Origin of the sequence: Paractinoplanes rhizophilus, from assembly GCF_042664765.1 — a bacterium.
Taxonomy (GTDB): Bacteria; Actinomycetota; Actinomycetes; order Mycobacteriales; family Micromonosporaceae; genus Actinoplanes; species Actinoplanes rhizophilus.
This window is the reverse complement of the sequence record NZ_JBHTBJ010000007.1, coordinates 36911-51068: the sequence shown is the minus strand read 5'-3', so window position 1 is coordinate 51068 and position 14158 is coordinate 36911. Positions and strand designations below refer to the sequence as shown.

Here is a 14158-nt window from a genome sequence, read left to right as displayed (position 1 = left end):
CTCTGCCGCGCTCAGGCGGGCGGGGCGAGGGGCTTGGTGCACAGCACGTCGGGCATCGGCAGATAACCGAGCGCCTGCCAGAAGCGCAAGCCGTCGAGGTTGTCGGGCAGCACCAGGAGGTTGATCCGCGGGCAGCCGAGCGCGGCGAGCCGGGACTCCAGCTCGGACACCAGGCGGGAGGCCATCCCGGCGCGGCGGTGCGCGGGATGCACGGCCAGGCGGAGGATCCACCCGCGGCGGCCGTCGTAGGTGCCCATCACCACGCCGGCGAGAGTGGCACCGACCTCGGCGATCAGGAACAGCTCGGGGTCGCGGGTCAGCTTGGCGGCGAGCTCGGCGCGCGGGACGACCTCGCGGCCGGACGCCTGCCAGACCGCGGTCACGGCGGCGTAGTCGGCCCACTCGAAGGAACGAATGTGCACGGCCCGAATGTAGCAACGACATTACCGGCCCCGGCGTCCCGCCACCATCGGGCAGGCGGCCGACTGCGCGCGGCGTGCGGCAATGACTACATTGGCGCCGGCCGCCGGGCGGACATCGCGCCTCCGGCAGATGAGCCGGCGTTGCGTGCCGAGATGCGGGCGAGCGGGAACGGGGAGCGAAGACGTGGTGCGTGTCGCGATTCAGCTGGCGCCGGAACGGGCCGACTACGACGCCATCCGGCGGGCGGCGAGCGAGGCCGAGGCGCTCGGGGTGGACGCCATTTTCAACTGGGACCATTTCTATCCGCTGGGCAGGGATCGGACGGGAAAGCATTTCGAGTGCTGGACGATGCTCGGCGCGTGGGCCGAGTCGACCCGGCGGGCCGAGATCGGGGCGATGGTCAGCTGCGTGTCGTATCGCAATCCCGATCTGCTGGCCGACATGGCCCGCACGGTCGACCACATCAGCGGCGGCCGGCTGATTCTCGGGATCGGGGCGGGGTTCCGGGAGTGGGAGGCGACGGAGTACGGCTACGAGTTCGGGTCGCCGGCCGCGCGCGTACGGGAAATGGGCGAAGCCCTCGGCCGGATCGAAAGCCGCCTCGCCGTGCTGAACCCACCGCCCACCCGGCGGATCCCGATCCTGGTGGCGGCGGACGGGCCGCGGGCGCTGCGGCTGGCGGCGCGGCACGCGGACATCTGGCACACCTTCGCCGACGGCGAGGCGTTCAGCCGCAAGTCGGAGCAGCTCGACGAGCACTGCCGCGAGATCGGGCGCGACCCGGCCGGGATCGAGCGGTCGTCCTTCGTGGCGGGTGATCCCTGGGTGGTCGGCGCGGAGCTGCGGCGGCGCGGGATCGGCATGGTCACGGTGATCGCCGGCGGGCCCCGGTACGACCTCGGCGAGTTGCGGCGCTGGCTGGCCTGGCGGGACGAGACGACCTGAGCCGATTCCGGGGCTATTCGTGCAGGACCCGGGCCAGCTCGGTGCGTGACCGCACCCCGAGGCGGGCGAAGACGTTGCGCAGGTGGTGGTCGACCGTGCGGGTGCTCAGGTGCAGCTGCTGGGCCACCTCGCGGTTGGTCGCGCCGGCCGCGACCAGTCCGGCGATCCGTTCCTGCTGAGCGGTCAGCGGCGGCCCGGGGGCGACCGGCACCGAGGCGGAGGCCCGCTCGCCGGCCGCCCGCAGCTCCCGGGCGGCCAGGGCGGCCCACGGGTCGGCGTCGAGCCGGTGGAACGTCTCGGCGGCCTGCCGCAGGTGCGTGCGCGCCTCCAGGTGGCGGCGGCGCCGGCGCAGGTGCCGGCCGTAGAGCAGCTCGGTGTGCGCGCGGGCGAACCCGGCGTCGTGGCGGCGCAACGCCTCCCGGAAGTAGTCGTCGGCGGCCGGCTCGTCGGCGCGCAGGGCGCGGCACCGGGCGCGGATCGCCAGCCACGGCGCCTCGCCGGTGCGGCCGGCCCAGCGGTCGAACATCGCCATCGCCGGGTCGAGCACGGCCGGCTCGAGCGGCGCCGCGGCCCGGGCCGCCTCGACCAGATGCGGGATCACCGCGACCCGCAGGACGGCCGAGCCGCGCCCGGGCGGCGCGGCCACGATCGCGGCCAGGCGCTCGGCGGCCGGGGCCGGGCGCCCCTCGACCAGGTCGAGCAGGGCGTGGGCCCACTCGGTGAGGTCGCGGGCCTCCGGATGACGGGCGGTGGCCTCGCGGCAGCGGCGTTCGCCGGTGGGCCGGTCGCCGACCAGGCCGGCCAGGACGGCCAGCAGGGCGAGCAGGGAGTCGGCCAGGTCGAGGCGGCCGTACCGCCGGGCCGCGGCCGCGCCGTCCAGGGCCGCGGTGGTGGCCGCGTCGTAGCGGCCGGCTGCCAGCTCGGCGTAGGCGACCGCCTCCAGGGCCGCGGGCACCAGGGCGTGGGCGCCGGCGGCGAAGGCCAGCGCGGCGGCGCGAGCCGCGAGGGACGCGCCGTGGCGGTCCTGGCCGACCATGATGCCGGCCATCGCGGCGGCCACCAGCAGGGCGGGGTCGTCGACGCGCGGCGCCACTGACAGCACCGACCGGAAGTGCGCGAAGGACTCGTCGTGCTGCCCTCTCAGCAGCGCGGCGACTCCGAGCACCTGGCGATGGGCCAGCGCCAGGGCCGGGGACGGGTCGGTGACCTCCAGCCGGGACACCAGCGCGGGAAAGCGGCCGGGGTCGCCGGCCCGGCAGCAGGCCTCGCCCGCCAGCAGCAGCGCCGACAGGGCGCCGGGGGTGTCGGCCGGGATCAGCTCGGCGGCCACGTCGAGCAGGACGTCGCGGGCCGGCAGCGGATCGCCGCGCAGGCCGATCTCGGCGATGAGGCTGCGGGCCCGGTGGTGCGCCGACAGCCGCCGCGCCAGGGGCACGGCCTCGTCGGGGCGTCCGGCCAGCCAGAACGACCTCGCCGCCGAGAGCAGCGGCGCCGGATCGTCGGACAGCGCGGCCGCGTACCGGAAAGCGATCGCCGCCTGCGCGGGCGCCGCACTGGCCGCCGCCGCACCCAGATCGCGGGACAGCGCCGGGTCCGGTCCCGGTGTCGCGGCCGCGCGGTGCAGCAAGGCGGGCAGGCCCCGGAGGGTCCGCGCGAGGGTCAGGTGGGCCCGGCGGCGGGCGATCGACGGGGCGTCCTGGCGGATCACGTCGCGCAGGATCGCCGGGACGAAACGAACCTCGCCGGTGGGCGCGACCGAGATCAGGCCGGCGGCCTCGGCGGGTTCGAGCGCGTCCGGGGCCGGCCGCGCCCGGTCGTCGAGCGCCGGCAGGAGCAGGGCGTCCCGGGTGGCCGGCGGCAGGGCGCGCAGCGACGCGCGCAGGTGCTGGCCGAGCACGCTGCCGGGCGGTAGCCCCTCGGGGAGCGGGGCGAACCCGCGCCGCTGCGCGAGATCGAGGGCGGTGGCCAGGGCGGTCAGCGCCGCGGGGTTCCCGCCGGCCTGCCGGATCAGACCGGCCGCGACCGGGTCCGCGAGATCCGGCGCCAGCCGCAGCAACAGCTCGTGGGCCGCGTGCTCGTCGAGCGGGGACAGCGGCAGGATCGGCAGCCCGGCGTCGAACCCCACCGGCGCGGCGGCCAGGACGGCGGCCGGCGCATCGGCGAACCGCCGCGCGAACCGCTTGATCAGCCGCCACGACCCCGGATCGAGCAGATGGGCGTCGTCCACGAGGCAGAGCGCGGCCCGGCGCGCCAGCAGCCGCTGGACACAGATCTCGTCCGCGTGGCCCGGCACCCACACCGCCGGCGCCGCCCACGCCGCCGCCCAGCGCAGCAGGCTCGTCCGGCCGGATCCCGGCTCGCCCGTCACCACCAGGGCCCCGCCGTCGCGCAGCAGCCGCTCGATCGCCGCCGTGGCCGCGCCGAGCCCGGCCGGCCCGGGCTGGGGCGACCCGGGCTGGGGCGACCCGGGCTGGGGCGACCCAGGTTCTTGCACTGCCGGTGCATCAACCATGCGCCGATCTTCGCGGCCCGCACCGACCGGACGGAAGGGACTTTTCAGGACCTGAAATTTCCGCCGTGTCAACGGCCCGCGAACGAAGGCCGGTGATTTCGCCGATGCGTACGCGCCGTGCCCGCGCAAACACTGACCGCCATCCATCCCCCGACCCCGGGAGCATCCAGGTGACAACCAGAACCCGAAGGTTCCTCGCCGCGGTCGCCGCGGCCGTGGTCCTGACCGCCGCGCCGGCCACCGCGGCACACGCCGCCGACAACCCCTACCAGCGTGGGCCCAGCCCGACGCTCGCCGCCCTCGACGCGCTCCGCGGCCCGTACGCCGTCTCCACCACCTCGGTCTCGCCGCTGGTCCTCGGCTTCGGCGGCGGCACCATCTACTACCCGACCACGAGCAGCGACGGCACGTTCGGCGCGGTCGCCATCTCGCCCGGCTTCACCGCCACCTGGTCGAGCATCTCCTGGCTCGGCCCGCGGATCGCCTCGCACGGCTTCGTGGTCATCGGCATCGAGACCAACACCCTGCTCGACCAGCCCGGCCAGCGCGGCGACCAGCTGCTGGCGGCGCTGAACTACCTGACCACGCAGAGCTCCGTCCGCGGCCGGGTCGACGCGTCCCGCCTCGCGGTGGCCGGGCACTCGATGGGCGGCGGCGGCTCGCTCGAAGCCGCCAGCGATCGCCCGTCGCTGCAGGCGGCCGTGCCCCTCGCCCCGTGGAACACCGACAAGACCTGGTCGGAGCTGCGGGTACCCACGCTGATCGTGGGCGGCGAGGCCGACACCATCGCGCCCGTCGCCACGCACTCGATCCCGTTCTACTCGTCGATCCCGTCGGCGGCCGAGAAGGCGTACGTGGAGCTGAACAACGCGAGCCACTTCTTCCCGCAGACGGTCAACACCATCACCGGCCGGATGGCGGTGGCCTGGCTCAAGCGCTTCGTCGACAACGACACCCGCTACGACCAGTTCATCTGCCCGGGCCCGTCCGGCTCCGACGTCTCGGACTACCGCAACACCTGCCCGCTCTCCTGACCCCCGGAGGACCGCGCCCGGCGTGTTCGTCACGCCGGGCGCGGCCACGGCCACGCGCCCGGATCGCCCAGGCCGCCGGCCGCGCCGAAAGCGCCGGCGATCGGTGCCCGCGTCGCTCCGTGGGCCAAGGCCAACTGCAACAACAACCGGGACTTGTACGGGTCGAGCGCCCCCGCCGGAATCGCCCCGCGCCGGATCTGGTCGCTCTCCGACCCGGCGAACCCGTACGTCGAGGTGGCCACGTAGCCCGCTCCGACGCGCGAGGCCAGCACCACCGGAATCCGCGCCGCGATCCGCTCGAGCACCGCCGGCCACGACTGCGGCACGTGCCCCACCCCGAACCCGGCCACCACCAGCCCGCCGGCCCGGCCCGCCACCGCCTCCAGCAGCGCCCGTCGTCGCCCAGCGTCGCCGTGCAGACCACCACCCGCGGGATCGGCGCACCCTCCGGCAGCGGCGGCATCGCGAACCGCGCCACCGGCCGCTGCACGATGTGGACCCGGCCCTCCGCGACGTACCCCAGCGGCCCGCCGCCGGGCGAGGCGAAGGCCGCGACGCCGCTGGTGTGCGTCTTGCGCACCCGGGCCGCGGCGTGGATCTCGTCGGCCATCACCACGACGCACCCCAGCCCGCGCGCCGCCGGGTCGCCCGCGACCCGGACCGCCGCGAGAAGGTTCGCCGGCCCGTCCGCCCCGGCGAGCGTCGGGTTGCGCATGGCGCCGAGCTGCGGCACCGCCTCGACCAGCTGCTCGGCGGAGAGGCTGGGCCGCACCCCGTCCCCGCCGGCCATAGCGATCGTCCCGCCCAGCCCGACCACGAGCGTCACCGCTGGCCTCCCCACCTGAGACCGTTAACAACGCCGCGCCAACGACGATCAACAAGATCAGTTGATCGGAAACCTGATGGATACACCGTGGACACCATCCACCACCTCCGGAAACCCTGTCAAGAGACGGTTTTTCCACGTCACGGGCGCGGCGGCCCAATGTCACGAACGAGTAACGTCGCCGTAGCTGGACCTTGACAGCGCGTATCGACGGCGTGGATGTTTGCGTTCACAATTTCGCCCGCCACAGCGCACCAGGCGGCGGTCCCGCCCGCTCCCCCGGGTTCTTCTCTCACCCAGCGCAAAGGACGATTTCGCATGAAGGCACGTCGCAGGATCGTCGTCGCGACCTCCGTGGTCGCGACGGCCGCACTTCTCACCGCCTGCAGCACCGGCAGCAACAGCGGCTCGACCACGGACGACAGCTCGGCGGCGCCGGTCGCCACCGCGCTGGGCTCGGCCAACGCCGGGGGCGTCCCGGCGGCGATCACCGCGGCCGGCGGCACGGAGCTGCTCACCCGGCCCAAGGGCGAGGGCGTCTCGGCCGAGTACGGCCCGATGTGCAAGGGCTCCGACCTGGGCATCGGCAAGATCGACTTCAAGAAGGACACGATCGGCTGGGCCCAGTCCGAGAAGGAGGCCAACCCGTTCCGGATCGCCTCGACCAAGTCGCAGATCGAGGCGGCCAAGGCCAAGGGCTGGAAGCTGCTCACCACCAACGCGCAGTCCAACGTGCAGCAGGAGAACAGCGACATCAAGGGCATGATCGACAAGGGCGCGAAGGCGATCATCTTCTCGCCGATCAACTCGACCGGCCTGGGTGACGCGATCGCGTACGCCAAGAGCAAGAAGGTCGCGATGATCCCGGTCGACCGCAACATCACCGGGGTGCAGGGCTGCAAGGACGTCGGGCCGCAGCTCGGCTCGGACTTCGTCGAGCAGGGCCGGCGGGCGGCCGACGCGATGATCAAGGCGACCGGCGGCAAGGCGAAGCTGGCCATCCTGCTCGGCGCGTCCGGCGTGAACGTCACCGACGACCGCACGGCGGGCTTCCTCGACCAGCTCAAGGCGAAGAACGCCAGCGGCATCGAGGTGGTCTTCCAGCAGACCGGCGACTTCACCCGGGAGAAGGGCAAGAGCGTCACCGAGACGATGCTGCGCGCCCACCCGGACGTCACCGCGATCTACGCCGAGAACGACGAGATGGGCCTGGGCGCCCTCGCGGCGCTCGACGACGCCGGCAAGTCCGGCACCGACAAGGTGCACATCGTCTCGATCGACGGCACCAAGGGCGCCGTGCAGGCCATCGTCGACGGCAACTTCGACGCCGTGATCGAGTCGAACCCGGCGTTCGGCCCGGCCTCGCAGGCCGCGCTCGAGGCGTACGTGAACGGCGACGGCGCCCCGGCGGTGACCATCACGACCGACAACCAGTACGACAGCTCCAACGCCGCCGAGGCCCTGAGCTCGGGCAAGGCCTACTGATGACCACGCCGGTGACCAGCCCGATCCTCAAAGTCACGTCGGCCAGCAAACGGTTCGCGGGAGTGCGCGCTCTGGAGGACGTCTCAATCGAGTTGTTTCCCGGTGAAGTGCACGCGCTCGTCGGCGAGAACGGAGCTGGCAAGTCGACGCTGATCAAGCTGATCACCGGCGTGTATCAGCTGGACAGCGGATCCGTGCAGCTGCGGGGCGAGGACGTGGCCTTCGCCTCGCCCCGCAGCGCCCAGCACGCCGGGATCGCCACCATCTACCAGGAGGTGCATCTCGCGCCGCAGCTGAGCGTCGCCCGCAACTTCTTCCTGGGCCGCGAGCCGACCCGCTTCGGCTCGCTCGACCTCAAGAAGATGAACCGCGACTCCGCCGAGGCGCTCAAGCGCTACGGCATCGTCGCGGACGTCAAGCGCCCGCTCGGCGAGCTGGGGCTGGGCATCCAGCAGATGGTCGCGATCGCCCGCGCGATCGAGTCCGACGCCAAAGTCGTGATCATGGACGAGCCGACCTCCTCGCTCGAGCCCCGCGAGGTCGACCTGCTCCTCGATCTGGTGGGCCAGCTGAAGGCCAAGGACGTGGCCATCGTGTACGTCAGTCACAAGCTGGACGAGGTCTTCCGGGCCTGCGACACCGTCACCGTGCTGCGCGACGGCAAGCTGGTGTCGACCGGCCCGACCAAGGACCTCACCCGCCGGCAGCTGATCGCCCGGATGCTCGGCCGGGACGCGGCCGAGCTCGACGAGGGCGCCCGCACCCAGCTGCAGCGGCGCGAGATCGCCGACGCCGAGCCGGTGCTGAAGGCCGAGCACCTCAACCGCCGGCTGATCCTCGAGGACGTCTCGGTCGTGGTGCGGCCGGGCGAGGTGGTCGGCCTGGCCGGCCTGCTCGGCTCGGGCCGCAGCGAGACCGCCAAGGCGATCTTCGGCGCGCTGCCGCTCGACTCGGGCGACATCGCGGTGGACGGCCGGGCGCTGACCCATCAGACCCCCGCCTCGCGGATCCGGGAGCGGGTGGCGATGCTGCCCGAGGACCGCAAGGCCGAGGGGATCATCCCCGACATGTCGATCCGGGACAACATCGGGCTGGCCGCGCTCCCCCAGCTCACCAAGGCCGGCCTGGTCTCGCGCAAGCGGGTCGACGACATCGTCAAGACGTTCATGACCCGCCTGCGGATCAAGGCGGCCGGCCCGCAACAGAAGGTGTCCGAGCTGTCCGGCGGCAACCAGCAGAAGGTGCTGCTGGCCCGGCTGCTCTGCCTCAACCCCCGGGTGCTGCTGCTGGACGAGCCGACCCGGGGCATCGACGTCGGCGCGAAGGCCGAGGTGCAGGCCCTGATCGCCGAGCTGGCCGAGAAGGGGATGGCCGTGGTGCTCATCTCCAGCGAGCTCGAGGAGGTGGTGGAGGGCTCGGACTCGGTCGTGGTGCTGCGCGACGGCGCCCAGCTCGGCCGCCTCGTGGGCGACGACATCACCGAGGACAAGATCATGGACCTGATCGCCGACGCCGCTTCGGAGCAGCTGGAGGAGGCGGCGAAATGACCACCCTGACCGCCAGCCTCAAGGACCGCACGGTCGTCTCGACCTGGGCCCGCGAGCACGGCGTCTACATCGCCCTGGTGCTGCTGATCGCGTTCAACGCGGTCGCCACCACCAACTTCCTCACCGTGGACACCCTGCAGCTGCTGTTCTCGCAGGTGCCGCCGGTGATCATCGTGTCGCTCGGGATGGCCCTGGTGATCGGCACCGGCGGCGTGGACCTGTCGGTCGGCGCCACCATGGCGATCGCCAGCGCGGTGCTGGCCAAGTTCGTCGTCGGCGGCTCGCCGATCGGCGTCGCGATGGCCGCCGCGGTCGTGGCCGGCCTGCTGGTCGGCGTCTTCAACGGCCTGGTCGTCGCGTTCGCCCGGGTGCAGCCGATCGTCGCCACGCTCGGCGTGCTGGTGGCCGGCCGGGGCATCGCCCTGGTGATCACCGGCGGCGCGCTGGTCGAGCTGTTCGTGCCGTTCTTCAAGGACGTGCGGCTCGGCAAGTTCCTGGGCGTGCCGTACGTGATGATCGTGGCCGCCCTGCTCGCGGTCGGCGTGTCGTTCCTGGTGCGCCGCACCGCCTTCGGCTATCGCCTGCTCGCCATCGGCGGCAACCGGCGGGCCAGCGTCCTGGCCGGTCTGCCGGTGCGCCGCACGCTGATCGTGGTGTACGCGATCTCGGGCACGCTCGCCGCGGTGGCCGGCGTGATCGCGACCGCCCGGCTGCGGGCCAGCGACCCGTCCTACATCGGCCTGCTCATGGAGCTCTCGGCGATCACCGCGGTGGTCGTCGGCGGCACCTCGCTCAACGGCGGCCGGGTGCGGATCCTCGGCACGGTCACCGGCGCGATCCTCATCCAGCTCCTGGAGACCACGCTGGTCTCGCACAACGCGCCCGACTCGGTGGCCCGCATGGTCGAGGCCGTGATCATCATCGCCGCCGTCTACATCCAGCGCCCGGCAAGGAGTTCAAGGTGACCACCACCAAACAAGCACCGGTGGCGGTCGCCGCCGACCACGGTGGCCGGGAGGCCGCCCGGGCCCGGGCGCGGGCCTTGACGAGCCTGATCTCGCGCAACGGCGCGGTGGCCGTACTCGTGATCGTGGTCCTGGCCGGAACGCTGCTGGTGTCCAGCTTCGGCAAGCCCGACAACCTGCGCAATGTGGCCCTCGCCGCGAGCTTCATCGGCATCATCGCGGCCGGCATGACCTTCGTGATCATCAGTGGCGGCATCGACCTCTCGGTCGGCTCCACCTACGCGCTCGCAACGATCATCAGCGCCATGTACGCGCCGCGCGGCTCGTTCATCGCGGTGCTCTACGCGCTGCTGGCGGCCGGCCTGGTCGGCCTGATCCAGGGGCTGATCATCGCGCGGTGGCGGCTGCCCGCCTTCATCGTCACGCTGGCCGGCCTCACCGGCGTACGCGGCCTGGTCTTCTACATCACCCACGAGGGCAACGACCACCCGCGGATCGAGGGCCGCCTGGCCTTCGAGGCGCTCGGCACCGGCTCGCTCGCGACCATCGGCACCCCGGTCTGGATCATGCTGGCGGTCTTCGGGATCGGCTGGTGGGCGCTCAATAGGACCCCATTTGGACAGTCCGTTCAGGCAGTGGGTGGCAATCAGAGCGCGGCCGAGCTGATGGGCTTGCCCGTGAAGCGGACGCAGACCATCGTCTACGTGGTGAGTGGCCTGTGTGCCGGCCTCTCCGGCGTCCTCACGACTGCGCTCTCCGGCGGTGGCCAGGAGGCGCGGATCGGTGACGCGTACGAGCTCTCCGCGATCGCGGCCGTGGTGATCGGCGGGACGCTGCTCTCCGGCGGCGTCGGCTCGATGGTCGGCACCCTGGCCGGCGTGCTGCTGCTGTTCGTGATCCAGAATCTGATCGTCCAGGGCGCCAATCTCAACTCGTACGTGCAACAGGTGGTCTCCGGATCGTTCCTGCTGGTGGTGGTCATCCTCCAGGCGGCGCTGAGCCGCCGGGCCGGCACGAGTGAGACATGACCGCTCTTCCCCCGCCGCAGCGCGGGCCCGTGATGTCCGATGTCGCGGCCCGCGCCGGCGTCTCGCACCAGACGGTCTCGAGGGTGCTCAACGGGCACCCGCACGTGTCGGCCACCACCCGCACCCGGGTGCTGGCCGCGATCGCCGAGCTCGGCTACCGGCGCAACCTGTCGGCCCGGGTGCTGGCGACCGGCCGGTCCAACGTGATCGGCGTGGTGGCCCAGAACACCGCGCTGTACGGACCGTCGAGCATGGTGCAGGCCATCGGCGAGGCGGCGCTCGGCGCCGATCTGTCCCTCACCGTCGGGCACGTGGCGGGGTACGACGCCACCGCCGCGTCCCGCCGGATCGTGGAGCGGCTGGTCCAGCAGGGCGCGGCCGGCCTGGTGTTCATCGCCCCGGTCGACGCGGCCGAGGAGGCGATGCGGCTGGTGCCCGGCGGGGTGCCGATCGTGACCGTGGACGGGCTGCCCGAGTGGCAGTGCGCGAACGTCTCGGTCGACCAGTACACCGGCGGCCTGCTCGCCACCCGCCATCTGCTCGAGGCGGGGCACCGGACGGTGTGGCACGTGGCCGGGCCCGAGCCGTGGCACGGCAGCCGCGCCCGCGAGGAGGGCTGGCGGGCCGCGCTGGCCGAGGCGGGGGCGGTCGCGCCGCCGATGGCCCGGGCCGGCTGGTCGGCGGCGTCCGGCTACCAGTGCGGGCGGATGCTGGCCCGGATCCCGGACTGCACGGCGATCTTCGCGGCCAACGACCACGTGGCGCTCGGGATCATGCGGGCCATGGCCGAACAGGGCCGGCGCATCCCCGAGGACGTGAGCCTGGTCGGCTTCGACGACGTGCCCGAGGCCGGCTACTTCCACCCCGGCCTGACCACCGTGCGGCAGGAGTTCGCCGAGGTCGGCCGGCAGGCGCTGCGGCTGCTGCTCGACCAGCTCGCGACCGGCGTCAACGCGGCCGAGTCGGCGCTGGTCGAGCCGGTTCTCATTCCCCGGGCGACGGTCGCGCCGCCGGCGCGGCCGGTCGCGGACAAGGAGAAGCACGAATGACGTACGTGGTGGGTGTCGACTTCGGGACGCTGTCCGGCCGGGCGGTGGTCGTGCGGGTCGGTGACGGCGCCGAACTGGGTTCCGCGGTGCACACGTACGCGAACGGCGTCGTCGATCGGGATCTGCGCGGGCGGCCGTTGCCGCCGGACTGGGCGCTGCAAGTGCCCTCCGACTACCTGGACGTGCTGACGAACGCGGTGCCGGCCGCGCTCGCGGACGCGGGCGTGGATCCGCGCGACGTGATCGGGCTGGCCACCGACTTCACCGCGTGCACCGTCCTGCCGACGCTCGAGGACGGCACCCCGCTCTGCGACCTCGATCGATTCTCGGACAACCCGCACGCGTACGTGAAGCTGTGGAAGCACCACGCGGCGCAGCCCCAGGCCGACCGCATCACCGAGCTCGCGGCGAAGCGGGGCGAGCCGTGGCTGCGCCGGTTCGGCGGCATGATCAGCTCGGAGTGGGAGCTGGCGAAGGCCCTGCAGGTGCTGGAGGAGGCGCCGGAGGTGTGGGCGGCCACTCGCTATTGGGTGGAGGCCGCCGACTGGATCGTGTGGCGACTGTGCGGGTCTTATGTCCGCAATGCCTGCACGGCCGGCTACAAGGGGCAATTTGTCGACGGGGCTTATCCCTCGAAGGAATACCTGGGCGCTCTGAATCCCGATTTCTCGGACTTTCCGGAGCGGATGCTGGATGCGCCCATCGGACAACTCGGCCAAGCAGCGGGCACCCTCACCGCGGAGGCGGCGGCGTGGACCGGCCTGCACACCGGGGTCGTGGTGGCGGTGGGCAACGTGGACGCGCACGTCTCGGCGCCGGCCGCGCGGGCGGTCGAGCCCGGCCAGCTCGTGATGATCATGGGCACGTCGACCTGCCACGTGATGAGCGGCGACGTGCTCCGCGAGGTGCCCGGCATGTGCGGGGTGGTCGAGGGCGGGATCGTTCCCGGCCTGTGGGGTTACGAGGCCGGGCAGTCCGGCGTCGGGGACATCTTCGGCTGGTTCGTCGAGAACGGCGTGCCCGCCGGCTACGGCGCGGACGCCGGCGCGAAGCACGAGCGGCTCAGCGAGCTCGCCGCCCGGCAGCCGGTCGGCGGGCACGGCCTGATCGCCCTGGACTGGCACTCGGGCAACCGCTCGCCGCTGGTCGACCACGAGCTCTCCGGGGTGATCCTGGGCCAGACCCTGGCGACGCGCCCCGAGGACATCTACCGCGCGCTGGTCGAGGCGACGGCGTACGGCACCCGGCTGATCATCGAGACGTTCCGCGAGTCGGGCGTCGCGGTCACCGAGCTGATCGTCACGGGCGGCCTGCAGAAGAACCCGCTGATCATGCAGATCTACGCGGACGTCACCCGGATGCCGATCCACCTGCTCGACTCCGACCAGGGACCGGCGCTCGGCTCGGCCCTGCACGCGGCCGTCGCCGCCGGCGCCTACCCCGACATCCGGGCGGCCGCCGCCGCGATGGGCCGGGTAACCCGCGACGCCTGGCGCCCCGACCCGGCGAACGCGGACCGCTACGACGCGCTCTATGCCGAGTACCGCGCGCTGGTCGACCACTTCGGGCGGCACGGCAACGACGTCATGCGCCGGCTCCGGAAGATCCGCCGGGCGGCCCTGGCATGAGGGATCTGCTGCGCGAGGTCCTCGAGGCCAACCGGCGCATCCCGGTCGCCGGGCTGGCCACGCTGACCTGGGGGAACGTCTCCGGGGTCGACCGCGGCGCGGGCGTCTACGTGATCAAGCCGTCCGGGGTGCCGTACCACCGCCTCGACGAGGAGAGCCTGGTCACCGTCGAGATCGAGACCGGCCGGGTGGTCGGCGGGACGCTCCGGCCGTCCGTCGACAGCGAGACCCACCGCCTGCTCTACCAGGCGTTCCCGGCGATCGGCGGGATCACCCACACGCACTCCACGCACGCGGTCGCGTTCGCCCAGGCCGGCCGGGACATCCCGGTCCTCGGCACCACCCACGCCGACAACTTCGACGGGCCGATCCCCTGCACCCGCGACCTCACCCCGGCCGAGTGCGAGACCGACTACGAGCGCAACACCGGGCTGGCCATCCTGGACGCGCTCGACGGCGACTGCGCGTCGGTGCCCGCCGTGCTCGCCGCCGGGCACGGGCCGTTCACCTGGGGCGCGACCGCCACCGCGTCGCTGGAGACGGCGATCGTCTGCGAGGCGGTCGCCGAGATCGCGATCCACACGCTGGCGCTCAACCCGGCCGCGACGCCGCCCGAGCACCTGATCCGCCGGCACTACCGCCGCAAGCACGGCCCCGGCGCCTACTACGGCAATGCCGGCCCGCGGCGGACCTCCGAAGAAGACCCCGAATGAACG

General features: G+C 73.0%; 11 protein-coding genes and 1 pseudogene. 9 read left to right on the top strand and 3 right to left on the bottom strand.

Going from position 1 to position 14158, the window contains the following annotated elements:
* Window positions 1-11: 11 nt before the first annotated feature.
* Window positions 12-422 carry a GNAT family N-acetyltransferase gene (locus ACFQS1_RS12420; protein WP_378967157.1) on the bottom strand — a complete coding sequence of 137 codons (411 nt, stop codon included), beginning with the start codon at window positions 420-422 and terminating at the stop codon, window positions 12-14.
* A gap of 184 nt (window positions 423-606) precedes the next feature.
* Between ACFQS1_RS12420 and ACFQS1_RS12415 the strand changes: the two genes are divergently transcribed.
* A complete protein-coding gene (locus ACFQS1_RS12415; protein ID WP_378967154.1) occupies window positions 607-1368 on the top strand; it encodes an LLM class F420-dependent oxidoreductase in 762 nt (253 codons plus the stop codon).
* Between the two features lie 13 nt (window positions 1369-1381).
* Here ACFQS1_RS12415 and ACFQS1_RS12410 read toward each other — a convergent pair whose 3' ends face one another.
* Window positions 1382-3862: a helix-turn-helix transcriptional regulator gene (locus ACFQS1_RS12410; RefSeq protein ID WP_378967152.1), complete on the bottom strand. Its 2481-nt coding sequence runs from the start codon at window positions 3860-3862 to the stop codon at window positions 1382-1384.
* 188 nt (window positions 3863-4050) lie between these two features.
* Here ACFQS1_RS12410 and ACFQS1_RS12405 point away from each other — a divergent pair, with 188 nt between their 5' ends.
* On the top strand, window positions 4051-4914 hold the full coding sequence (locus ACFQS1_RS12405; RefSeq protein WP_378967150.1) for an alpha/beta hydrolase family protein: 864 nt from the start codon (window positions 4051-4053) through the stop codon (window positions 4912-4914).
* 29 nt (window positions 4915-4943) lie between these two features.
* On the opposite strand, the pseudogene ACFQS1_RS12400 reads toward ACFQS1_RS12405, so the two are convergent.
* Window positions 4944-5704, bottom strand: a pseudogene (locus ACFQS1_RS12400) (asparaginase domain-containing protein).
* 354 nt (window positions 5705-6058) lie between these two features.
* Between ACFQS1_RS12400 and ACFQS1_RS12395 the strand changes: the two are divergent.
* From ACFQS1_RS12395 to araD, 7 genes are read left to right on the top strand one after another with little or no spacing between them, the layout of a single operon-like run.
* Window positions 6059-7225, top strand: coding sequence for a substrate-binding domain-containing protein (locus ACFQS1_RS12395; RefSeq protein WP_378967148.1), 1167 nt, complete (start codon window positions 6059-6061; stop codon window positions 7223-7225).
* Window positions 7225-8772 (top strand): sugar ABC transporter ATP-binding protein, encoded by a 1548-nt coding sequence (locus ACFQS1_RS12390; protein ID WP_378967145.1) that lies wholly within the window; start codon window positions 7225-7227, stop codon window positions 8770-8772. Before ACFQS1_RS12395 ends, ACFQS1_RS12390 begins: the two co-directional genes overlap by 1 nt.
* Entirely contained in the window at window positions 8769-9737 is a 969-nt protein-coding gene (locus ACFQS1_RS12385; RefSeq protein WP_378967143.1) for an ABC transporter permease, read from the top strand. Before ACFQS1_RS12390 ends, ACFQS1_RS12385 begins: the two co-directional genes overlap by 4 nt.
* Entirely contained in the window at window positions 9734-10765 is a 1032-nt protein-coding gene (locus ACFQS1_RS12380) for an ABC transporter permease (RefSeq protein WP_378967141.1), read from the top strand. Before ACFQS1_RS12385 ends, ACFQS1_RS12380 begins: the two co-directional genes overlap by 4 nt.
* A 32-nt stretch (window positions 10766-10797) precedes the next feature.
* Window positions 10798-11814, top strand: coding sequence for a LacI family DNA-binding transcriptional regulator (locus ACFQS1_RS12375; RefSeq protein ID WP_378967715.1), 1017 nt, complete (start codon window positions 10798-10800; stop codon window positions 11812-11814).
* The gene (araB, locus tag ACFQS1_RS12370) at window positions 11811-13442 is read left to right on the top strand and encodes a ribulokinase (protein WP_378967138.1); all 1632 of its coding nucleotides are present in this window, start codon (window positions 11811-11813) and stop codon (window positions 13440-13442) included. Before ACFQS1_RS12375 ends, araB begins: the two co-directional genes overlap by 4 nt.
* Window positions 13439-14155, top strand: coding sequence for an L-ribulose-5-phosphate 4-epimerase AraD (araD, locus tag ACFQS1_RS12365; protein WP_378967136.1), 717 nt, complete (start codon window positions 13439-13441; stop codon window positions 14153-14155). Before araB ends, araD begins: the two co-directional genes overlap by 4 nt.
* The last annotated feature ends 3 nt before the right edge of the window (window positions 14156-14158 follow it).